This window comes from Streptomyces sp. NPDC031265 (assembly GCF_055570295.1).
The window spans coordinates 346969-365843 of the sequence record NZ_JBVIHM010000001.1; the positions used below are offsets into that span (position 1 = coordinate 346969).

General features: G+C 72.5%; 22 protein-coding genes and 2 pseudogenes. 16 read left to right on the forward strand and 8 right to left on the reverse strand.

Annotated elements, in window-relative coordinates:
• Positions 1–50 precede the first annotated feature (50 nt).
• Positions 51–356 carry a hypothetical protein gene (locus ACZ499_RS01600; RefSeq protein WP_468671044.1) on the forward strand — a complete coding sequence of 102 codons (306 nt, stop codon included), beginning with the start codon at positions 51–53 and terminating at the stop codon, positions 354–356.
• Here the strand turns inward: ACZ499_RS01600 and ACZ499_RS01605 are convergent.
• Positions 259–1620, reverse strand: coding sequence for an aminotransferase-like domain-containing protein (locus ACZ499_RS01605; RefSeq protein WP_468671046.1), 1362 nt, complete (start codon positions 1618–1620; stop codon positions 259–261). The two genes, ACZ499_RS01600 and ACZ499_RS01605, sit on opposite strands and share 98 nt — an antisense overlap.
• A gap of 58 nt (positions 1621–1678) precedes the next feature.
• Between ACZ499_RS01605 and ACZ499_RS01610 the strand changes: the two genes are divergently transcribed.
• The 6 genes from ACZ499_RS01610 (at position 1679) to trpS (ending at position 8638) form a co-directional block, all read left to right on the forward strand.
• Positions 1679–2434 carry an alpha/beta fold hydrolase gene (locus tag ACZ499_RS01610; protein ID WP_468671048.1) on the forward strand — a complete coding sequence of 252 codons (756 nt, stop codon included), beginning with the start codon at positions 1679–1681 and terminating at the stop codon, positions 2432–2434.
• Positions 2435–2498: 64 nt separating this feature from the next.
• Positions 2499–3539, forward strand: a complete 1041-nt coding sequence (locus ACZ499_RS01615) for an endonuclease/exonuclease/phosphatase family protein (RefSeq protein WP_468671050.1) — start codon at positions 2499–2501, stop codon at positions 3537–3539.
• A 103-nt stretch (positions 3540–3642) separates the two neighbouring features.
• Positions 3643–4572 carry an NADP-dependent oxidoreductase gene (locus tag ACZ499_RS01620; RefSeq protein WP_468671053.1) on the forward strand — a complete coding sequence of 310 codons (930 nt, stop codon included), beginning with the start codon at positions 3643–3645 and terminating at the stop codon, positions 4570–4572.
• Between the two features lie 276 nt (positions 4573–4848).
• Complete coding sequence (locus tag ACZ499_RS01625; protein WP_468671055.1) at positions 4849–6813, forward strand: FUSC family protein; 1965 nt, start codon at positions 4849–4851, stop codon at positions 6811–6813.
• A gap of 488 nt (positions 6814–7301) precedes the next feature.
• Positions 7302–7433: a DUF6126 family protein gene (locus ACZ499_RS01630; protein ID WP_385539054.1), complete on the forward strand. Its 132-nt coding sequence runs from the start codon at positions 7302–7304 to the stop codon at positions 7431–7433.
• Positions 7434–7663: 230 nt separating this feature from the next.
• On the forward strand, positions 7664–8638 hold the full coding sequence (trpS, locus tag ACZ499_RS01635; RefSeq protein WP_468671059.1) for a tryptophan--tRNA ligase: 975 nt from the start codon (positions 7664–7666) through the stop codon (positions 8636–8638).
• A 24-nt stretch (positions 8639–8662) separates the two neighbouring features.
• Here the strand turns inward: trpS and ACZ499_RS01640 are convergent, their stop codons facing one another.
• A complete protein-coding gene (locus ACZ499_RS01640) occupies positions 8663–9040 on the reverse strand; it encodes an ATP-binding protein (RefSeq protein WP_468671061.1) in 378 nt (125 codons plus the stop codon).
• Positions 9041–9175: 135 nt separating this feature from the next.
• Between ACZ499_RS01640 and ACZ499_RS01645 the strand changes: the two genes are divergently transcribed.
• The 5 genes and pseudogenes from ACZ499_RS01645 to ACZ499_RS01665 all read left to right on the forward strand — a co-directional run bounded on the left by ACZ499_RS01645 (position 9176) and on the right by ACZ499_RS01665 (position 11062).
• The gene (locus tag ACZ499_RS01645) at positions 9176–10027 is read left to right on the forward strand and encodes a helix-turn-helix domain-containing protein (RefSeq protein ID WP_468671063.1); all 852 of its coding nucleotides are present in this window, start codon (positions 9176–9178) and stop codon (positions 10025–10027) included.
• Positions 9987–10247: a DUF397 domain-containing protein gene (locus ACZ499_RS01650; RefSeq protein ID WP_468671065.1), complete on the forward strand. Its 261-nt coding sequence runs from the start codon at positions 9987–9989 to the stop codon at positions 10245–10247. The genes ACZ499_RS01645 and ACZ499_RS01650 overlap by 41 nt, the downstream gene beginning before the upstream one ends.
• Positions 10248–10331: 84 nt before the next feature.
• A pseudogene (locus tag ACZ499_RS01655) lies at positions 10332–10502 on the forward strand (helix-turn-helix domain-containing protein); the annotation flags it as partial.
• A 149-nt stretch (positions 10503–10651) separates the two neighbouring features.
• A complete protein-coding gene (locus ACZ499_RS01660) occupies positions 10652–10852 on the forward strand; it encodes a hypothetical protein (RefSeq protein WP_468671067.1) in 201 nt (66 codons plus the stop codon).
• Between the two features lie 33 nt (positions 10853–10885).
• The gene (locus ACZ499_RS01665) at positions 10886–11062 is read left to right on the forward strand and encodes a hypothetical protein (protein ID WP_468671069.1); all 177 of its coding nucleotides are present in this window, start codon (positions 10886–10888) and stop codon (positions 11060–11062) included.
• A gap of 199 nt (positions 11063–11261) precedes the next feature.
• On the opposite strand, the gene ACZ499_RS01670 is transcribed toward ACZ499_RS01665, so the two are convergent.
• The 4 genes and pseudogenes from ACZ499_RS01670 to ACZ499_RS01685 all read right to left on the reverse strand — a co-directional run bounded on the left by ACZ499_RS01670 (position 11262) and on the right by ACZ499_RS01685 (position 14530).
• Positions 11262–11879, reverse strand: coding sequence for a hypothetical protein (locus tag ACZ499_RS01670; protein ID WP_468671071.1), 618 nt, complete (start codon positions 11877–11879; stop codon positions 11262–11264).
• Positions 11876–13123 carry an MAB_1171c family putative transporter gene (locus ACZ499_RS01675; RefSeq protein ID WP_468671073.1) on the reverse strand — a complete coding sequence of 416 codons (1248 nt, stop codon included), beginning with the start codon at positions 13121–13123 and terminating at the stop codon, positions 11876–11878. The genes ACZ499_RS01670 and ACZ499_RS01675 overlap by 4 nt, the downstream gene beginning before the upstream one ends.
• 81 nt (positions 13124–13204) lie before the next feature.
• Positions 13205–13771, reverse strand: a complete 567-nt coding sequence (locus ACZ499_RS01680; RefSeq protein WP_468407984.1) for a toxin — start codon at positions 13769–13771, stop codon at positions 13205–13207.
• A 281-nt stretch (positions 13772–14052) separates the two neighbouring features.
• Positions 14053–14530, reverse strand: a pseudogene (locus ACZ499_RS01685) (hypothetical protein).
• 355 nt (positions 14531–14885) lie between these two features.
• Between ACZ499_RS01685 and ACZ499_RS01690 the strand changes: the two are divergent.
• The 3 genes from ACZ499_RS01690 (at position 14886) to ACZ499_RS01700 (ending at position 17157) form a co-directional block, all read left to right on the forward strand.
• Positions 14886–15215: an alpha/beta fold hydrolase gene (locus tag ACZ499_RS01690; protein WP_468671075.1), complete on the forward strand. Its 330-nt coding sequence runs from the start codon at positions 14886–14888 to the stop codon at positions 15213–15215.
• A 55-nt stretch (positions 15216–15270) separates the two neighbouring features.
• Positions 15271–15729, forward strand: a complete 459-nt coding sequence (locus ACZ499_RS01695) for a pyrophosphohydrolase domain-containing protein (RefSeq protein ID WP_468407978.1) — start codon at positions 15271–15273, stop codon at positions 15727–15729.
• Between the two features lie 66 nt (positions 15730–15795).
• Positions 15796–17157: a cryptochrome/photolyase family protein gene (locus tag ACZ499_RS01700; protein ID WP_468672059.1), complete on the forward strand. Its 1362-nt coding sequence runs from the start codon at positions 15796–15798 to the stop codon at positions 17155–17157.
• 12 nt (positions 17158–17169) lie between these two features.
• Here ACZ499_RS01700 and ACZ499_RS01705 read toward each other — a convergent pair whose 3' ends face one another.
• Together ACZ499_RS01705 and ACZ499_RS01710 are read right to left on the reverse strand one after the other, a co-directional pair.
• Positions 17170–17493 (reverse strand): DMT family transporter, encoded by a 324-nt coding sequence (locus tag ACZ499_RS01705; protein ID WP_468671078.1) that lies wholly within the window; start codon positions 17491–17493, stop codon positions 17170–17172.
• Positions 17494–17495: 2 nt separating this feature from the next.
• Positions 17496–18176, reverse strand: a complete 681-nt coding sequence (locus tag ACZ499_RS01710) for an FMN-dependent NADH-azoreductase (protein ID WP_468671080.1) — start codon at positions 18174–18176, stop codon at positions 17496–17498.
• A 130-nt stretch (positions 18177–18306) separates the two neighbouring features.
• On the opposite strand from ACZ499_RS01710, the gene ACZ499_RS01715 reads away from it, so the two are divergent.
• Positions 18307–18875, forward strand: a 569-nt coding sequence (locus ACZ499_RS01715; protein ID WP_468671082.1) for a TetR/AcrR family transcriptional regulator, incomplete at its 3' end; no start/stop codon positions are given.

Here is an 18875-nt window from a genome sequence, read left to right on the forward strand (position 1 = left end):
ACAGCCCACACCCGCGCGCCCCACCCGGCAACCCGGGGTTGGCTGGACCCGTGCGCTCCTCCGTCACCGCAGTCGGCCTCGGCATCGCCGCGGGCGGGCTCGGGCTGCGCGCCCTGGTCGCCCTGGGCCGTGTCCTCACCCTCGCCGACCTCCCGGCCCACGCCGACCCCGGCACCGCCGCGGGCGTCTACGACACGCTCACCGCGATCCTGCGCAGCGCGGCCTGGGGCGCCGTAGCCGTGGGTCTCGCCCTGGCTCTCACGGCCTGGCTGAGCGGCCGCGTACGGCGAGCTCCGCCAGCCGACGAAGCGCCGCGTCAAGCACCGGCCGTGGCGGCGACGCCAGACCCACCCTGACCGCGTCCGGCGCCGAAGCGGCGCCCACCGCGAACGCCGAACCGGGCGTGACCGCGATCCCCAGCTCCTCCGCGGCCGCCGCCACGAACGTCTCCGCCCGCCACGGCGCCGGCAGCTCCCACCAGCAGTAGTAGGAGCACGGGTCGGTGCGAATCGCGTGGTCCCCCAGATGCCCCGCCACCAGCGCGTGCCGCGCCCCCGCCTCCGCCCGCTTCGCCGCCGTCACCGCCTCGACCGTCCCGTCCTCCACCCATCGCACCGCCGCCTCCAGGTTGAACCGGCCCGCCGTCCAGGCCCCGGACCGCAGTGCCCGCGCGACCTCCTCCCCGTACGCCTCGGGGACGCTCAGGAACCCCACCGTCAGCCCGGGCGCCAGCCGCTTCGACAGGCTGTCGACCAGAAGGGTCCGCTCCGGCGCGTACGCCGCCAGCGGCGCGGGCGTATCCGCGGCGGCCAGGAACGCCCACGTCGTGTCCTCCACCGCCACCAGCCCCACCTCCCGCAGAACCCGGGCCAGTTCCTCGCGGCGCGCCCCCGGCATCGTCAGCGACAGGGGGTTGTGCAGCGTCGGCTGTACGTACACCGCGCTCAGCGGCGTACGCCGGTGCGCCGCCTCAAGGGCCGACGGCAGCAGCCCCGACCCGTCCGTCCCGATCGGTACCAAGATGATCCCCAGTCGCTCCGCCACCGCCTTGACCAGCGGATACGTCAGCTCCTCCACCCCCACCCGGCCCCCGGGCCGCACCAGCGCCGACAGCGCCGCCGCGATCGCCTGGCGGCCGTTGCCCGCGAACAGCAGCCGGTCCGGGTCCGGGCGCCAGCCGGGGCGGGCGAGTACCCGGGCCGCCGCCTCCCGCGCCCCGGGTGTGCCGTCCGCCGCCGCCGGGCGGGTGGCCTCCAGGAGTACGTCCGGGCGGGCCAGGGCCGCGAGTCCGCGCGCCATCAGCTCCGACTGGCCGTCCGCCACGGGGTAGTTGAGCTCCAGGTTCACCGGGGTGCGGCCGCTGTCCTCCGCGAGCACCGACCCGGGGTGCGGCGGCGCCGCCCGTACGAACGTGCCGCGCCCGGCCTCCCCCACCACCAGGCCCCGGCGCACCAGCTCCCCGTACGCCCGTATCGCCGTGGAGACCGCCACCCGGTGGCGGCGCGCGAACGTCCGCTGGGGCGGCAGCCGGTCGCCCGGGCGCAGCCTCCCATCGGCTATCGCCTTCGCCACGCCGTCCGCCAGCCGCCGGTAGTCCACCTCTGCCAGCCCCTCCCGCATTGCACCGAGAGCAAAGATCTTATTGCACCGAGCAGTTGAGCACGCCTAGCCTCCTGGCATGCCCACCACCTACACCGACCGGGGTACCGGCGACGCCCTGCTCCTGGTCCACGGCCATCCCTTCGACCGCACGATGTGGGACCCCCAGATCGAGGAGTTCGCGCGTACGCACCGCGTCGTCGCCCCCGATCTGCGCGGCTACGGCAGCGCGCCCGGCACCCCCGGCACCACCCTCCTGTCGGACTTCGCCGAGGATGTCCGCGCGCTCGCCGACCGGCTCGGCATCGCGCGCTTCGGGCTCGGCGGGCTCTCCATGGGCGGCCAGATCGTCATGGAGTGCTACCGGCTCTTCCCGGAGCGGATCAGCTCGCTCGTCCTCGCCGACACCTTTCCCGCCGCCGAGACCCCGGCCGGGCGCATCGCCCGCCGCGAGATGGCCGACCGGCTCGTACGCGAGGGCATGAAGCCGTACGCGGACGAGGTCCTGGAGAAGATGGTGGCGCCGTACGCGGACACCGAAGTGAAGGCGCACGTCCACCGGATGATGACCGCCACCGATCCCGAAGGCGCCGCCGCCGCGCTGCGCGGGCGCGCCGAGCGGCCCGACTACCGCGAGCTGCTCACCACCGTCACCGTCCCGACCCTGATCGTCGTGGGGCGCGACGACACGTACACGCCGGTCGAGGACGCCGAGGCGATGCACGCGGCGGTCCCCGGATCCACCCTCGTCGTCGTGGAGTCGGCGGCCCATCTGCCCAATCTGGAGCGGCCCGCCGAGTTCAACGCGGCCCTGCGCGCCCATCTGACGGGCTGACGGCGCACACCGGCGGATACTTGAGGGCACAACGGCCTGTCGAACCGTCGACCGGGAGGGTCCCTTGGACGCCCTTGGCACCGCACCGCCCTGGCCCGCCACGGACGCGGCGGCGGGGCCGCCCGGGGGGCGGGGGCACCCGTGGCGCCGGGCGAGTGCGGTCCTGGGCGGGCTGGTGCTCGCCGGGGTCAGCGCGGTCGTCGGGTGCCGGGCCGCGGCCTCGGACGGGGTCACGCCCGTGCCGCAGCTGCTCGCGTTCCTGCCGTGGCTGCTGGTGCCGGGCGGCGCCGGGCTCGTACTGGCCGCGTTCGGGCGGTGGCGGACCGGGTTGGCGTGGGCGCTTGTGGTGCTGGCGGTGACCGGTTGGTACACCCAGCCGTACGGCGCCGAGATCACCCGGCCGCACGGCCGCCCCCTCGGTGAGCTGCGCGTCCTCACCTCCAACACCGAATTCGGCTGGGCGACGGACGACTTGGTCGCGGCGGTGCGGCGCGAGAAGCCGGACTTCGTCTTCGTCGAGGAGTGCGCCTTCGTCTGCGCGGACGCGCTGGAGCAGCGGGTGGCGAAGGCGGACTACCCGTACCGGAACGTCGTACGCGAGGACGGCTCGGCCGGGTCCGCGATCCTCAGCAAGTACCCGCTCACGGCCGCCCCCACGATCCCCTCCGAGATGGCCATGCCGGGCGCGGTGGCGCTGGTCGCGGGGCGCGGCGTACGGCTCCAGCTCGCGCACCCGGAGCCGCCGCTGCCGGGCCGGGAGGGCACGTGGCACCGGGAGCTCGGGCGGGTACGGGACTTCGCGGCGTCGGTGAAGGGGGAGCCGGTGATCGTCGCCGGGGACTTCAACGCCACCCAGGACCACGCCGCGTTCCGGTCGGTCCTGAAGGCGGGCGCCCTGCACGACAGCGCCCGGCTCGTGGGCGAGTCCCGCGCGTACTCCTGGCCCGCCGACCGCACCACGCCGTTCCGGACCCAGATCGACCATGTGCTGGTCAGCGGCGACGACTTCACGGTCAGGTCGGCGCGGTTCCTGACCCTGCGCGGGACCGACCACCGGGCGCTCGTGGTCGACCTCGAACTGTTCGAGGGTCAGGGCAGGCCCTAAGGCCGGATGGCGGCTCCCCGGGGTGCGGGCGGCGCAGTCCTGGGTGAGGATCGGACCGTCCGTAGGCCTGGTTGCAGGGGGGCCGAGCAGGAGGCGTACGCGTATGCGCGCTGTCGCGGTCCAGGCCTTCAGGGCCACGCCGGGGGTCGTCCATGTCCCCAAGCCGGTGCCCGGCCCCGGCGAGGTCCTGGTGAAGATCGACTACGCCGCCCTCAACCCGTTCGACTGGCAGGTCGCCGACGGTCTCCTCGACGGCCGCCTCCCGCACGTCTTCCCGCTGGTCCTGGGCCTCGACTTCGCGGGCCGCGTGGACGTGGTCGGCCCGGGCGAGAACCGGTTCGTGGTGGGCGACGCGGTGTACGGGCAGGCGGCGCGGCCACCGGTGGGGACCGGAACGTACGCGGAGTACGTGACGATGCCGCACGACTCGACGATCGCCGGGGTGCCGGACGGCCTCGCGCTGCGGGCGGCCGCGGCCCTGCCCACGGCAGGGATGACCGCGCTCCAGATCCTGCGCACCGGGGTGGCGCTCGAACCGGGCGACTCCATGCTCATCGTGGGCGCGGCGGGCGGGGTCGGCAGCGCGCTGACCCAGCTGGCGGCGGCGCGGGACGTCCGGGTCGTGGCGGTGGTGCGGGGCAACGAGCGGGAGCGGATGCGGGCGCTGGGCGCGGCGGTCGCGATCGACTCCACCGAGCAGTCGGTGCGCGAGGCGTGCGCGCGGGCCGCGCCGGGCGGGGTGGACGCGGTGGTCGACCTGGTGTCGGCCGACGCGGAGGCCTTCGACGCGTACGCGTCGTTGATGCGTCCGGGCGGGGCCGCGCTGAGCACCCGGGGCGCGGCCCCGCCCGGGAAGGGCGTGAACTTCCGGCTCACGGCGTCGGGAGCGCTGCTCGACGCGCTGGCCGCGGCGGCGCTGGCGGGCGAGGTGCACGTGCCGGTGGACGGGGAGTACCCGTTGGAGAAGGTGCCGGAGGCGCTGGAGCGGAACCGGGCGGGCGGGGCGCGGGGGAAGACGCTGTTCGTGCCGTAGGAGTTCGGATTTCCGAAATACTTATCCACACCCTGTGGATAAGTATTCGTCCATCGGACACGCGTCCGCAGGCGGGTGGGGACCGGTCGCGCAGCTCCCCGCGCCCTTGACAGGACTGTGGCTGAGCTCGGTTCTCCGACTGCGGCGGACCACCCAAGGGGCGCGGGGAACCGCGCGACCAGCCGCAGACGGCCCGCAGACGAACACCCGCGAAGATCCATTGTGCCGAAAGACCCGCCCAAAAGGCCTGAATCACCGTGATCGCATACTGATGCCATGGGTGGACAGCTCGACGTGGACAAGGACCCGGGCGACCGGGGGCGGGTGCGGCTGGCGCCGCCGCAGTGGCTGGTCAGCGGGTTGCGCCCGCAGAGCACGCCGATCGTGTGGCCCGCCGTCGCCCGGGCCGGGATCGGCCTCGCGGCCCCGCTCGCCGTGGGCTTCGCCACCGACCAGCCGGCGTACGGCGCGCTGGTGTCGATGGGCGCCCTGTCGGGGGTCATCGGCGACACGGCCGACGCGTACCGGATGCGGGTCTTCAACATCGCCGTGCCGCAGCTCTTCGGCGCGATCGGCGTCACGCTCGGCGCCCTGGTGTACGGGGACGGCTGGCTCGCCGTCGCCGTGCTCACCCTGGTCGCGCTCGTCTCCGGAATGATCTCGTCCATCGGCGCGGTGGCCTCCGTGTCAGGGCTGCTGCTCCTGCTGAACGCGGTGGTCGGGGCCGGGCTTCCGATGCCCTCGCCGTGGTGGAAGGCGCCGCTGCTGCTCACCCTCGGCGGCCTCTTCGTCCTCCTGCTCACCCTGCTCGGCTGGCCGCTGCGCAACCGGGTCCCGGAACGGGCCGCCGTCGCCGCGACCTACCGGTCGGTGGCCGACCTGCTCGAAGCGGCGGGCACACCGGCGTACGACGCCAGGCGGCAGACGGTCACGCAGTCGCTCAACACGGCGTACGACCTGGTGCTCGCGCGCCGCACCCGCGACCACGGGCGGCGCAGCCCGCTGGTACGGCTGCTGGCGCAACTGAACGTGGTGATCCCGCTGGTGGAGGCGGCCCCGGCCGCGCATCTGCGGGGGCGCCCGCTGCCCGCCGAAATCCCTTCGGCCGTACGGGAGTTGGCGTCGGCGGTGGAGCAGGCCCGGACGGGACCGGTGCCGGACCTGGCGCTCCCCGAGCCCGCCAAGCCGTCGGAGCGTGCGGTGGACGCGGCGCTGCGGCACGCGGCGGTGGTGGTGCACAAGCCGGACCCCGACCCGTACAACGTCGACGACCGGCTCGGGCGCCCGGCGGCGCTGCGGATCCGGCTGCGGCGGGGCGCGCGCAACGTGCTGTTCTCGCAGGCGTCCTGGCGGTACGGGCTGCGGCTCGCGCTCTGCATCGGGCTCGCCCAGGCGCTGGTGTCGCTGGTGGCGGTGGAGCGGTCGTACTGGGTGGCGCTGACCGTCACGTTCGTCCTGAAGCCGGACTTCGGGTCGGTGTTCTCCCGGGCGGTGCTGCGGGCCCTCGGCACGGCGGCGGGGCTGGTCACGGCGGCGGCGGTACTCGCGGAGGTGCCACGGGGCTGGTGGGACGTGCCGGTGATGGTGGTGCTCGCGGCCCTGATCCCGGCGTTCTCGGCGAAGGGGTACGCCTTCCAGACGGCGGCGATCACCCCCGTGATCCTGCTCCTCTCCGACGTCCTGAACCACCAGGGCTTCGCCCTGATCCTGCCGCGCCTGTGGGACAGCCTGATCGGCTGCGGGATCTCGCTGGTGGCCGGGTACCTGCTGTGGCCGGAGAGCTGGCACACCCGGATCGGGGACCGGCTGGCGGACGCGGTGGGGGAGGCGGCGGGGTACGTGGAATGCGCGTTCGCCGGCAGGGACCAGGCGGAGCGCGTGCGGCGGCGGCGCCGGCTCTACCGGGACCTGTCGGTGGTCCGCTCCGAGTTCCAGCGGGCCCTGACCGAGCCGCCGCCGACCGGGGCGCGGGCGGCGGCGTGGTGGCCGCTGGTGGTGGCGGTGGAACGGATCGTGGACGCGACGACGGCGGCGCGGGTGCGGGTGAACCACGGGGCGGCTGCGCCGGGCGCGTCGGAAGTGGCGGAGGTGTCCCGTGAGCTGCGCGCTCTGGCGGACGGGCTCCGGGCCTCGTCCACCCTGGTGGAGGTACGGGCGTCCCTGACGGGGTCGGAGGAGAGCGTCCTGGCCCCCCTCCGCCAGGAGGTCCGAGCGGCGCGGGCGATCGCGTCCCCACGCTAGCCCACCACGCCCACCCGCCCGCCGGTTCGGCGGGGTTGGATCGCCCGGGCCTCTCGTGGGCGGCCCCCGCCGTCGGCGTCCGCCCGCGCGTGCGTGCTGCGCCCGCCTCCGGCGGCCTGGGGGCCTGCCCCACCCGGGCCGCCGGAGCAGCCGGGTTGGTGAGGCCCGGGCCTCTCGCGGGGGTCCGACACCGTCGGCGTCGACCCCTGCGCGCGGCGGCCCGCTTCGCGAAGTGCGCCGCTCCTCGGCTGCGGCCCGATGGGGGCTGGTCGCGCAGTTCCCCGCGCCCCTGAAGACGCACCCCTTCGGGCCGCCCCCAATGATGCCGCGCAGCGGCATTCAAGGGGCGCGGGGAACCGCGCGAGCAACCCACCACCCGGCTGTTCCGGGTGCCGACGCCCGCGCCCTGATCGTCAAGGCCATCGACGCCCTGTAGCTGTCCCGGCCCCCGTACCCTGAGAGGGACGCCCACCGGAAGGAGCGCCCCCGTGGCCGAGGACACCGAGAAGAGCAAAGAGCGCGGTATCGCCCTCCGCGCCGGGTTCTACATCTTCGGCACGCACCTCTTCGCCGGGTTCGTCTGGCTGCTCTTCTACGTGGGGGATCACGCGCACAAGTGAGTGACGGAAATCCCTGCCGTCCGGGACCCCCGTCCCGTTACACTCCCCATATGACTTCCGACGTGCACCGTGTCAGCAATCTCTGCTGGTGGCGCTCCTTCTAGGAGCGGCCACGACACCTGCACGCCATCGAGGGCCGTTCGATACGGACGGCCCTTTCGCATGCCCGGACCCCTCTGGACCGGACCGGCCGTCCCCGACGACCGCCCGCCACCCAGAGAGGCAGCCACATGACCCGCATGCTCACCGGCGACCGCCCCACCGGCCCCCTCCACCTCGGCCACTACTTCGGCACGCTCCAGAACCGCGTCCGCCTCCAGAACGACGGCGTGGAGGTCTTCCTCGTCATCCCGGACTACCAGGTCATCACCGACCGCGACCTCGCCGACAACCTCGTCGGCCACACCGAAGGACTCGTCCTCGACTATCTCGCCGCCGGTATCGACCCCGCCCGCGCGACCGTCTTCACCCACAGCGCCGTCCCCGCCCTCAACCAGCTTCTCCTCCCCTTCCTGAGCCTCGTCTCCGTCGCCGAGCTCGGCCGCAACCCCACCGTGAAGGACGAGATCGCGCACTCGCGCCAGTCGGCCGTCAGCGGCCTGATGTTCACGTATCCGGTCCACCAGGCCGCCGACATCCTCTTCTGCAAGGCCGACGTCGTCCCCGTCGGCCAGGACCAGGTCCCCCACCTGGAGCTCACCCGTACGATCGCCCGCCGCTTCAACGACCGTTACGGGCAGGTCTTCCCCGAGCCCGAGGCCCTGCTCTCCGCCGCGCCCCTGCTCCTCGGCACCGACGGTACGAAGATGAGCAAGTCCCGCTCCAACTCCGTCCCCCTCTCCGCCACCGCCGACGAGACCGCCGCGCTCATCCGCCGCGCCACGACCGACGCGGACCGCCGCATCACGTACGACCCCGCCGACCGACCCGGCGTCTCCGGCCTGCTCCAGCTCGCCGCCCTCTGCCAGGACCGCGACCCGCACGACGTGGCCGCCGAGATCGGGGACGGCGGCGCCGCCGCGCTCAAGGGGCACGTCACCGAGGCCGTCAACACCTACCTCGCGCCGATGCGGGCCCGCCGGGCGGAGTACGCGAGCGACCTCCCGTACGTACGGGAGGTCCTGCGCGAGGGCAACAAACGCGCCAATGCGATCGCGGAGGTCACCCTCGACGAGGTACGGGCCGCGATGGGCGGCTTCCGCTGATCGGGCTCACCTATTCGGGCTCACCTATTCGGACTCACCGCTCGTGTCGCACTCGAACCACACCGTCTTCCCGCCCCCCGCGTGCGACACCACGCCCCACCGGTTCGCCACCGTCGCCACGATCAGCAACCCCCGGCCGGATTCGGCCAGTTCGTCGGGGTGGGCGGGCATCGCGGGGAGCTTCGGGCAGTCGTCCGTGAGCTCCACGCGCAGGCCGCCCGCACGCTGGAATATCACCAACTGGCAGGTGCGGCCGGGCACATGGCGTACGACGTTCGCCATGAGCTCGGTCAACGCGAGTTCCGCGTCGTCGGCCAGCTCGGTCATGGACCAGTTGGCCAGATACTGGCGGAGGATCCGGCGTAAATGCCGGGCCGAGTGGTCGCCCACGGTGAGGTTCATGCCGTAGCGCCCCCCAACTTCCGCCTCGGAAGGGTGAGTTGCGTGGTTCACGCCACCAGAGTGCGGTGATCTGGTTACGTTCGGTATGGGCCGAAAAATCTGCCCACCGTGTGTGGTTGGGGGTGACCCTTCGTCATGGTCAACATCCGAGACCTCGATCCCAGCGCCTCACCGCTGGACTATTACGGTTCCGAGCTGCGCCGCAAGCGCGAAGCAGCCGGAATGACGCAGGAGCAGCTCGGGAGCTGTATCTTCTGCGCGGCGTCGTTGATCGGCCAGATCGAGACGGCGCGGAAGGTCCCGACGCGGGACATCTCCGAGCGGCTCGATGCCGCGCTCCTCACGGAGGGGTTCTTCGCGCGTCTCGTCGGCCTGGTCCTGCGCAGCCAGTTGCCGTCATGGTTCCAGCAGTACGCGGAGATGGAGGCGCGGGCGGCGTACATCTCCACGTTCCAGGCGCAGTTGGTGTACGGGCTGCTCCAGACCGAGGATTACGCCCGTGCGGTGCTGGGCGTGCGGGACGAGGGCGACATCGACGCGCGCGTCGAGGCACGCATGGAGCGGCAGCGAATCCTTGACCGCGAGACCCCACCGCTGACCTGGGTGGTGATGAGCGAGGCGGTCCTGCATCAGGAGATCGGCGGTCGCAAGGTCATGCGGGAGCAGCTGGAGCACCTGCTGGACCTGCACAGGAAGCGGGAGTGGGTGAAGGTGCAGGTGCTGCCGTTCGAGGCTGGTCAGCACGCCGGGCTGCCTGGCTCCTTCACCACCCTGCGGTTCGACGACGATCCGGACCTCGTGTACACCGAGGACTTCGTCAGCGGGCACATGACCGCCAACCCGCAAGCGCTCAGGGAGGGTTCACTCCGTTACGATCACTTGCAGGCCACTGCCCTCTCCGTGGAGGATTCGGCGGCACTGATCGCCCGCGTAATGGAGGAGCGTTATGGGGACCAACGTAAACCTGGCGAGCGCCCAGTGGCGTAAGTCGTCGTACAGCTCCGACACCGGAGGTGAATGCGTCGAGTGCGCGCCCCTCGGGGCTGCCGCATGGCGTAAGTCGTCGTACAGCTCCGACACCGGCGGCGACTGCGTCGAAATCGCCACCCAGCCCCACCGCATCGCCGTCCGCGACTCCAAGAACCCCGACGGCGGGGCCTTCGTCGTCGGCCCCGCCGCCTTCAGCGCCTTCGTGCGCAGCCTCTGAAGGTCAGATCACCGGGCCCGTCACCGCGAGCGCGCCCGTCGCGCAGGCACGGGAAATGCGTGAAGGCGCAGCTCTGCCGAGTGGCTCGCGCTGCACCCGCAGACCGTACGCCGACGCCTGCGCCGCATCGAGCAGCTCTTCGGGTCCGCGCTCGACGACCCGGACGCCCGCTTCGAGCTCGAAGTGGCCCTGCGGTTCCGGTTGTTGGGTCCGGAGCCCGGCGTGTCCGGGCCCCGGCCGCCCACCATGCCGTAACGTCTCGCGGTTGCTCCCCGCGACGGTTCGTTGGCGCCCGGTGCGCCCGGTGCACCCCCTTTGGCCCCCCGTGTCACTCGCGTGGCGGAACCCCGTACCTCGCCTTAGCGTGATGAAGGGCGCGTATCCCCTGTAAGGAGACGTACGCCATGGGCCGTCACACCAAGGACGCCGTCGAAGAGGGCAGGGCGGAACGCATAGCCGCCGCTTCGGCACCGGAGGAGAGTGCCGGAGCGGCGGCCGGGCCGAGTCCCGACGGACAGCCACTGCGCGGCGGGGGCGCGGCCACGGCCGCCGCCGCTGCCGCCGGGCGCACCGCCCACCCGGGCGCCGCCCATGAACACCGCTGACTGGTCCTCGCGGTCATCGGCGTCGCCCAGCTCATGGTGGTGCTCGACGTGGTGCTCGACGCCACCATCGTGAACATCGCTCTGCCCTCCGCGCAGAGCGATCTCGGCTTCTTCGCCCTCGGCCTGCTGCTCACCGTCGTGCTCTACCGAAAGGGCCCGCCCCATCCGCGCCCGACGGAGGGCGCAGACGCGGGCCCGATCCACAGGTGAGGCTGTGACGGCTCGTTTCACCTGCGGGCCGGTGGGGGCTTGTCGCGCGGTTCCCCGCGCCTCTCAGGGTGGTCCGTCGCATCCGGACAGGGTGGATCGGCCCGTGTTTCAGGGGCGAGGGGAACTGCGCGACAAGCCCACGACGGCCCGCGGTCGAAGGCCGAGCCACATCGAGCGCGGCCGGCCGCTCCAGGCCACGTCAGACGAATACGAACACCACCGCCGTCGCCGCCCCCAGCGCCGCGCCCGCCACCGTCTGGGCCACCGTGTGGTAGCTCAGGGCGACCCGGGACCAGCACACGGCGATCGTCAGCGCGTACGCGAGGAGCCAGAGCGGCTCGTGCTGCGCGGCCGCGAGCAGCGCCACCACCGCCGACGCCACGGACGCGTCCACCGAGATCTTCCAGACCGTGTTCACCGCGAGCAGCCCGATCGTCATCACCCACAGCCCGAGCATCGCCGCGAGGATGCCGACGGGCGCGTCCCCGAGGACCATGACGAGCGAGCCGGTGCCGATCGAGCCGAGGATGACGAGGAAGATCGGCGCCCGCTTCGTACGGTCGACCACATGCCGGTCGCCCCAGGTGCCGCGCCCCCGCTCCCACTCGATGTACCCGGCCGGGATCAGCCCCGCGCACAGCGCCCCGAGGAACCCCCACAGCAGCCCGGTCCAGTCGCCCGCCGCCGCGACCCCGATGCCGAGCATGCCGACGAGGAGGCAGTTGCGGGGCTGGAGCACATCGGTGACGGCGAGGGCGACGGGGCGCCGGGCGGGATCGTCGAGCCCGGCGGTGCGGCTTTCGGTGCTGCTGGTCACGCGGAGGTCTCCTGGGCCTGGGCTCGGGTGGACGCCAGGACCTGACGGGCCCGGTCGTACGGAATCGTCTGGTACGCGGCGGCCACCCGCACCAGCCAGGCGACCTCGCCGTCCTGGTCCGTGGCGTGCTGCGGCTCGATGGCGGCGGCCCGGCCCGCGGGAGCGCCGTCGGCCTTGGCGGCCAGCGCGGCCTTGATCCAGTGCGCGTCGGCGAGCGGCCCGGCCGCCTCGGGCCCGGCGGCCTCCTTGGCGGCGTCCAGGAGCTCGTCCGGCACATAGTGGCGCAGCTTCTCCACCGCATCCGCGATGTCCGCCGCCCACCGGTCGATCCGCAGGTCGGCCGGGGTGTCGAAGCGCGTCAGCTCCCGCAGCAGCGGCGCCGGCGGCTCGAACGGCTGGTCAGGGAAGGCCGTCATCAGCTCGTACCAGAGCGGGTGCAGCCGCGCCTGCGCCCGCCACAGCCGCACCCGGCGCCAGCCCTTGTGACACGCGGGGACGGACGCGCCGAGCGCGAAGAACGCGAACAGCACGATCTGCGAGGCCTCGGTGATCTCGTCGAATTCCAGCGCGAACGACTTGCTCGGCCGGTCGGCCACGCTCACCCACAGGAACAGCGTCCGGCTGAGGGTGTAGGCCACGCCGATGAACATGGCGAACGTCATCATGCCGAGCCCGACGCGCAGATGCCGCACCTGCGTGTTGCCGGTGGCCAGCGCCCACTGGTACGCGCAGACGGCCGAGGAGGCGCCCAAGTACAGGTAGAACACGCTCATATAGAGCGTCGCGCCCCACTGCCCCGCATGGTCCGAAACGAACCGGTCGGAGGGGACGGAACGGTCGACGACCGTGAAGAACAGCACGGTCAGCAGGATCAGCGTGGCCACGGACGCCTTGGTGGCGACCCGCTGCACGGTCCGCGCGAACCGCACGTGCCTCGGGATCGCGCCCTCGTCCGGGAAGTGGCCGTAGATCGCCACGATGTAGCTGAGGATCGCCAGGATGGCGATGGTGGCGGTGTAGTGCTTGATGAGGACGGCGAGGTCCGTGACCTCACTGTCGTTCAGTGTGATCCGTACGAACTTGGTCTTGGTCCACAGGGCGACGGCGAACCCGGCATAACAGCCCCACAGGGCGCGCCGGCGCTTGTCCTCCTCGTCGCCCCACAGGGCGGCGGGCATGCGCCACAGGGCGACGGCGGTCATCAGCGCGGCTATGAGATAGCCGGCGAGGTCGAGCGGAGTCATCGGGGGGATTCCTCGGGGGCAGGAATGGGGGACGGTGGGGCCGCGCGCCGGGGAGCGCGGGGGGATGCGTTCTCAGCGGACTCAGTCTCTGCGGAATGAGTCTCTGCGGAAGAAGCCGAGGCCTCGGCGGCGGTGGGCGACGGGCCGCGAGAGCGAGTTGGCGAGCCGGCCGACCATGTCGTCGCTGGTCACGTCCATGGCCATACGGGGGATGAGGGAGGCCCCGAACTCGGCGACGCGCTCGTCATGGGTGTCGTACTGGGCGCGCGCCTGCACGGTGGCGCCGGAGCTGACGACGCGCTGGATGAGAGAGGTGTCGAACATCGGCAGCAGGGCCTTGAGCTGCCCCGCGTCCAGGCTGGTGCCGTGGTCGAACCACTCGTGGCACAGCTCGTGGAGGATGACGTGCTGGGTCTGGTAGTCGGTGGGCCGCTTCCGGTAGAGCACGAAGCTGGTGTTACCGGCCTTGAGCCGGAGCCCGCAGGCGGCGTTGACCCGCGCCAGCCGGTCGGGCAGCTCCCGCAGCACGATGGTGCGCCCACGGGCTTTCTCCATGTTCGCGACCAGGCCCTCGATGCTGAACGGGGCGGGGATCGGCAGGTCGGCCAGCCCGGCCTCGCACTCTCTCCGCAGCTCGCGCATGGACATGGAAGTCTCTGGGTCCCTCTGGGGCGTAGTCACGCGTGCGTATGGACATGCGATCGATCGGCGCATCTTAACGAACGAGAATGAATACGGGGGGTCCGGCGACGCTAGGGCGTGTTTCGAAAGTCCCGTCTGCCCGGCGGCGTCTGGCACGCACGCTCGCCGCGTTGTCGGGATCACCCCGATACAACCAGTATCGGGGCGACCCTCCGCCTTGCGATCGCACGCACCAGACGCCGCCGGGCCCGCCCTTCGGGCGGACGACGCTACTTTCGAAACACGCCCTAGGAGCCGGAGCCGCTGTCCTTCTTGCCGCTGCTCTCCTCCAGGAGGGAGAGGGCGAACTGAAGAAGTTCGGCGGACAGACCGTCGTCGTCGAGCCCGCGCCCGGCGATGCCGCTGATCTCACCCGTACGCCGCTTGGCGAGGAACTGGAGTCCGGCCACGACGTCGTCGACGACCTCGGACTCCTCCTTGAAGAACCGCCAGTCGACACCGAAGCCGAGCCCGAGCGCCTTGAGGATGTCCTCGGAGGGATGCGTGACCTTGCCCGCGAGGATGTTGGAGAAGTAGCTGTGGGACAGGTGCCCGCCGCGCTCCTTCACGAGGTCGGAGAACATCCGCCCCGAGATGTTCTCGCCGGGGAAGGTCTTCTCCACCATGTAGGCGACCTTCTGCTGCAAGGTCGTCAGCTCAGGAGTGTCAGGTGTGTCGTCTTCCATCGGTCCCCCACCCCGTCTGGTCAGAACTGGGCTTGCACAAAGACTCTACGCCACTGTTAACTCGAAAAAACACGGGCAGGGGGCCACGAGGGGAGTCCCTTGCCCGTGTGAAGGCCACGCCATGCCCGGAACCGGGCAGGGTGTGCGCACGACGGTGCCCGTACACGTGCCCGCACATAGATGTAGCCCTTCGCGACGGGGGATGCACGAAGGGCTACCCATACATTATGACACCGAGTCAGGCGCCAGGGACAGTCGCCCCGCCGATAGCGCATGCGTACGTTCGTACGCAGCCGTCCGCATCCAGGGACCGCCGATCCCAGCCTCAGCAGTGACCTCCCGCCGGTGACCGGCCCCGGGCAGGCTGTGCGCCAGTGCCAACGGGAGGGGCAGTCATGCCGATCGTGTCGATAGCAGATGCACAGATCCACTACGAGCGCGCGGGGACGGGCCGCCCGCTGGTGCTGGTGCACGAGGGGGGTGGGGGCGCCCCGCCGGAAGTCCCTTACGCGGTGGCGGATGTGACGTCCGGCCACACGCTGATCACCCCGTACCTCTCCCCGACCACGGAGAGCCTGGCGGAAGACCAACTCATAGCCGTGATCGAGGACATGGGCGAGGGCCGGGTGGAACTCCTCGGCATAGCGAAGGGCTCCCCGGTGGCGGAGTCGGTGGCGTCCCGCCGCCCGGACCTGGTGAGCCGTCTGATCCTGATGACGGCGTAACGGGCGTACGGAGAGGCCTACTTGGGGCCTGCCGGGGTTACGTAAACTGACCCGAATGAGCACCCCCGCACAACGAACAACAGCAGCCACACCCGCGACGACGGCGAGCCCGGCATCCCCCGCCCCGCTGGTCCGGGAATTCCACACCACGTTCGGCCTGGACGCCCGCACGACCCCCACCGAGGTCCCCCCGGACCTCGCCGCCCACCGCCGCGACCTCCTGGTCGAGGAGGCGGCCGAGGCGGCGGAGGTCTCGGTCGAGGGCCCCCTGGACCACCTGGCCCACGAACTCGCGGACGTCGTCTACGTCGCGTACGGCACGGCCCTCGTCCACGGCATCGACCTGGACGCGGTCATCGCGGAGATCCACCGGGCCAACATGACCAAACTGGGCCCCGACGGCCGCCCGCTCCTACGCGCCGACGGCAAGGTCCTCAAGGGCGAGCACTACCGGGCGCCGGATGTGGCGGGGGTGCTGCGGGGGCAGGGGTGGGAGCGGGGCGGAGAGGGCTGACGCCACCGGCCCCGCGTCCGCTCCCCGAGGGCGGGTGTCCGGGAGGATCGGCGGATGACCGCTCCTCTGTCCGTGGCGATCGTGCTGTTCACCGCCGATCTGAGGCTGCACGACAACCCCGTGCTGCACGCCGCCGTGCGTGGGGCCGAGCGGGTCGTGCCGTTGTTCGTGTACGACGACGGGGTGCGGGCGGCGGGGTTCGACGCGCCCAACCGGCGGGCCTTCCTCGCCGACTGCCTCGCCGATCTGGACGCCGGGCTGCGGGCGCGCGGCGGGCGGCTTGTGGTGCGCTCCGGTGACGTGGTGGCGCAGGTGTGCGCCGTGGTGGCCGAGACGGGGGCCCGGCGGGTGCACGTCGCGGGCGGGCCGAGCCGGTACGCCGTGCGGCGCGAGGCGGCGCTGCGGGCCGCGGTCGCCGGGGCGGGGTGCGCCCTGACGGTGCACGACGCGGTGGTGACGGCGCTCGCCCCGGGCGCGGTGACCCCGGCGGGCGGCGACCACTACGCCGTGTTCACCCCGTACTTCCGGCGCTGGACCCAGGAGGGCGTACGCGATGCGGTGCCGGCCCCGCGCCGGGTGCCGGTCGCCGAGGTCGGCTCGGAGCCGCCGCTGCCCCGCGCGAAAATCGCCGGGACCTCGCCGGGCCTCGCCGAAGGCGGTGAGACCGCGGGCCGCAAGCGGCTGCGGGCCTGGCTGAAGAACGGGCTCGCCGGGTACGAGGCGGGCCACGACGACCTCGCGGGCGACGCCACCTCCCGGCTCTCGCCGTTCCTCCACTTCGGCGCCCTGTCGGCGGCCGAGCTCGTACGGCTGGCCCGGCACGAGGGCTCCCCGGGCGCCGACGCGTTCGTACGGCAGCTGGCCTGGCGCGACTTCCACCACCAGGTCCTCGCGGCCCGCCCCGACGCGGCGAGCGCCGACTACCGCGACCGGGGCGACCGGTGGCGCCACGACGAGGGCGAACTCGCCGCCTGGCGGGCGGGCCGCACCGGCTATCCGCTGGTCGACGCGGCGATGCGGCAGCTCGCCCACGAGGGCTGGATGCACAACCGGGGACGGATGCTGGCGGCGAGCTTCCTCACCAAGACGCTGTACGCCGACTGGCGGGTGGGCGCCCGCCACTTCCTCGACCTGCTGGTCGACGGGGACATCGCCAACAATCAGCTGAACTGGCAGTGGGTGGCGGGCACGGGCACGGACACCCGCCCCAACCGGGTCCTCAACCCGGTGACCCAGGGCAGACGCCTCGACCCACGCGGCACGTACGTACGCCGCTGGATCCCCGAGCTGGCGGAGGTGGAGGCCCGGCACATCCACGAGCCGTGGAAACTCCCGGCGGCGGAACTGGCCGCCACCGGCTACCCCGGGCCGTTGGTCGAACTGGCCGAGGGCCGGGCCCGGTTCGAGCGGGCTCGCGGGGGAGGGTGAGGGGTCCCGTGTTCACTGCTCCCCCGTCGCCAGCCGGGCCAGCGTCAGCCCGGCCACGATCAGGAGCAGGGCCGCGACCCGGCCGGGTCCGAGCGGCTCGTGCCGGAGCACCACGCCGAGCACGATGGCTCCCACGGTTCCGATCCCGGTGAAGATCGCGTACGAGATCCCCGGGGGCAGGTCCGCCATGGCGCGGGACAGCAGGTAGACCGCGCCCATCATGAGGAGGAGGCAGAGCACGGTCTGCGGGAGCCTGGTGAACCCCGCGGTCGGTCCGATGCTCTGCGACCAGGCGACTTCGACGAGGCCCGCGAGCAGCAGCCAGATCCACGGCACGGTCAGTCCTCCCTGCCGATGGCTCCGATGGTGAAGTGGGCGAGCTTTTCGGCGAGTTCACGTGCCGCCCGGGTGGCTTCGGCGGACGACTCGCGGTGCTGTTCAAGGCGCGGGGCCAGCGTGGGGTCGACGAGCGCGTTGACGAGCTCGGCGCTGATGATCTCGGCGTCGTCGACGGCGTAGTGGCCGCGGAAGAAGTCGAGGAGGTAGCGGCCCTGGTGGTCGAACGGCTCGCGCGGCAGGCCGGGGCCGTAGGCGCCGCCGCGTGCGGAGGCGACCACGAACTTGCGCGGTGCGAGCACCATCCTGGGGAAGGTGATCTGGTCGATCCACGCCTTGAGGGCAGCCGGGACCCCGAAGTTGTACATCGGAGCCCCGATGAGGACGACATCGGCGGCGACCAGTTCGGCGAGGAGCGGCTCGACGACCGCCCACGCGGCACGCTCCTCGTCGGTGCGGACGGCCTCGGCGTAGCGGTCGATGTCGGTGATGCCCTCGCGCAGGAGCGTGTCGCAGATGCGGGTCCATGCCTCCCGGATCGGCGGCACCGGCTCGGCGGCGAGGTCCCGGTACGTCACGGTGCCGCCGCCGGCCGCCCGCCACGTGGCGGCGAACGACGCCCCGAGCCGCCGGGAGAAGGAGTCGCGGCGGGCGCTTGAGTCGAGGTGGAGGAGGTGCGGCATGGAGAACTCCCTTGCGGGTATGGGGGGTTGCTGGCCAGTGCGAGTAAGTGGACAGCATGTCCACTTATCCTCGCTCCGGGACCGTACCCCTAAGTGGACATGGTGTCCACTTCTCTCCTAGGGTGATGTCATGAGTGAACGTCCGCTGCTGCCCCAGGCCGGGACCGCACCCACCGCGCCGTCCGAGCGGGCGGACGCGGCCCGCAACCGGGCCCGGATCCTCTCGGCCGCCGAGCGGCTGTTCTCCGAGCGCGACCCCGCCTCGGTGACCATGGACGACATCGCGAAGGCCGCCGGAGTCGGCCGCGGGACGCTGTACCGCCGCTATCCCGACCGTGCGGCGATCGCCCGCGCACTGCTGGACGAGCACGAGCGGGCCCTCCAGGAGAAACTGCTGCGCGGCGCACCGCCGCTCGGCCCCGGAGAGCCGGGCGGGCGGGCCGCGTCACCGGGCGAGCGGCTGGCCGCGTTCTACGCCGAGATGGCCGCCCTCCTGGAGGCCCACCTCCCCCTGGCCCTCGGCGCGGAGACGGGGGCGGTGCGGTACGGGACGGGCGCGTACGGCTTCTGGCGCGCGCACGTCGCCCACCTGGTGCGGGGGGGGGGGCGCGCCGACCCAGAGAACCTCGCTGAACCAACGCCGGACCCACTGGGCCCCACACCGGTTCGTCCCACCCCGAACATGGGCCCCCGAGTGGG

Excerpts from the sequence above, each read along its gene's own strand:
- ACZ499_RS01605 (WP_468671046.1), bottom strand. The coding sequence starts at position 1,620 with ATGCGGGAGGGGCTGGCAGAGGTGGACTACCGGCGGCTGGCGGACGGC.
- ACZ499_RS01610 (WP_468671048.1), top strand. The coding sequence starts at position 1,679 with ATGCCCACCACCTACACCGACCGGGGTACCGGCGACGCCCTGCTCCTG.
- ACZ499_RS01620 (WP_468671053.1), top strand. The coding sequence starts at position 3,643 with ATGCGCGCTGTCGCGGTCCAGGCCTTCAGGGCCACGCCGGGGGTCGTC.
- ACZ499_RS01625 (WP_468671055.1), top strand. The coding sequence starts at position 4,849 with ATGGGTGGACAGCTCGACGTGGACAAGGACCCGGGCGACCGGGGGCGG.
- trpS (WP_468671059.1), top strand. The coding sequence starts at position 7,664 with ATGACCCGCATGCTCACCGGCGACCGCCCCACCGGCCCCCTCCACCTC.
- ACZ499_RS01640 (WP_468671061.1), bottom strand. The coding sequence starts at position 9,040 with ATGAACCTCACCGTGGGCGACCACTCGGCCCGGCATTTACGCCGGATC.
- ACZ499_RS01645 (WP_468671063.1), top strand. The coding sequence starts at position 9,176 with ATGGTCAACATCCGAGACCTCGATCCCAGCGCCTCACCGCTGGACTAT.
- ACZ499_RS01650 (WP_468671065.1), top strand. The coding sequence starts at position 9,987 with ATGGGGACCAACGTAAACCTGGCGAGCGCCCAGTGGCGTAAGTCGTCG.
- ACZ499_RS01660 (WP_468671067.1), top strand. The coding sequence starts at position 10,652 with ATGGGCCGTCACACCAAGGACGCCGTCGAAGAGGGCAGGGCGGAACGC.
- ACZ499_RS01665 (WP_468671069.1), top strand. The coding sequence starts at position 10,886 with ATGGTGGTGCTCGACGTGGTGCTCGACGCCACCATCGTGAACATCGCT.
- ACZ499_RS01675 (WP_468671073.1), bottom strand. The coding sequence starts at position 13,123 with ATGACTCCGCTCGACCTCGCCGGCTATCTCATAGCCGCGCTGATGACC.
- ACZ499_RS01680 (WP_468407984.1), bottom strand. The coding sequence starts at position 13,771 with ATGTCCATGCGCGAGCTGCGGAGAGAGTGCGAGGCCGGGCTGGCCGAC.
- ACZ499_RS01690 (WP_468671075.1), top strand. The coding sequence starts at position 14,886 with ATGCCGATCGTGTCGATAGCAGATGCACAGATCCACTACGAGCGCGCG.
- ACZ499_RS01695 (WP_468407978.1), top strand. The coding sequence starts at position 15,271 with ATGAGCACCCCCGCACAACGAACAACAGCAGCCACACCCGCGACGACG.
- ACZ499_RS01710 (WP_468671080.1), bottom strand. The coding sequence starts at position 18,176 with ATGCCGCACCTCCTCCACCTCGACTCAAGCGCCCGCCGCGACTCCTTC.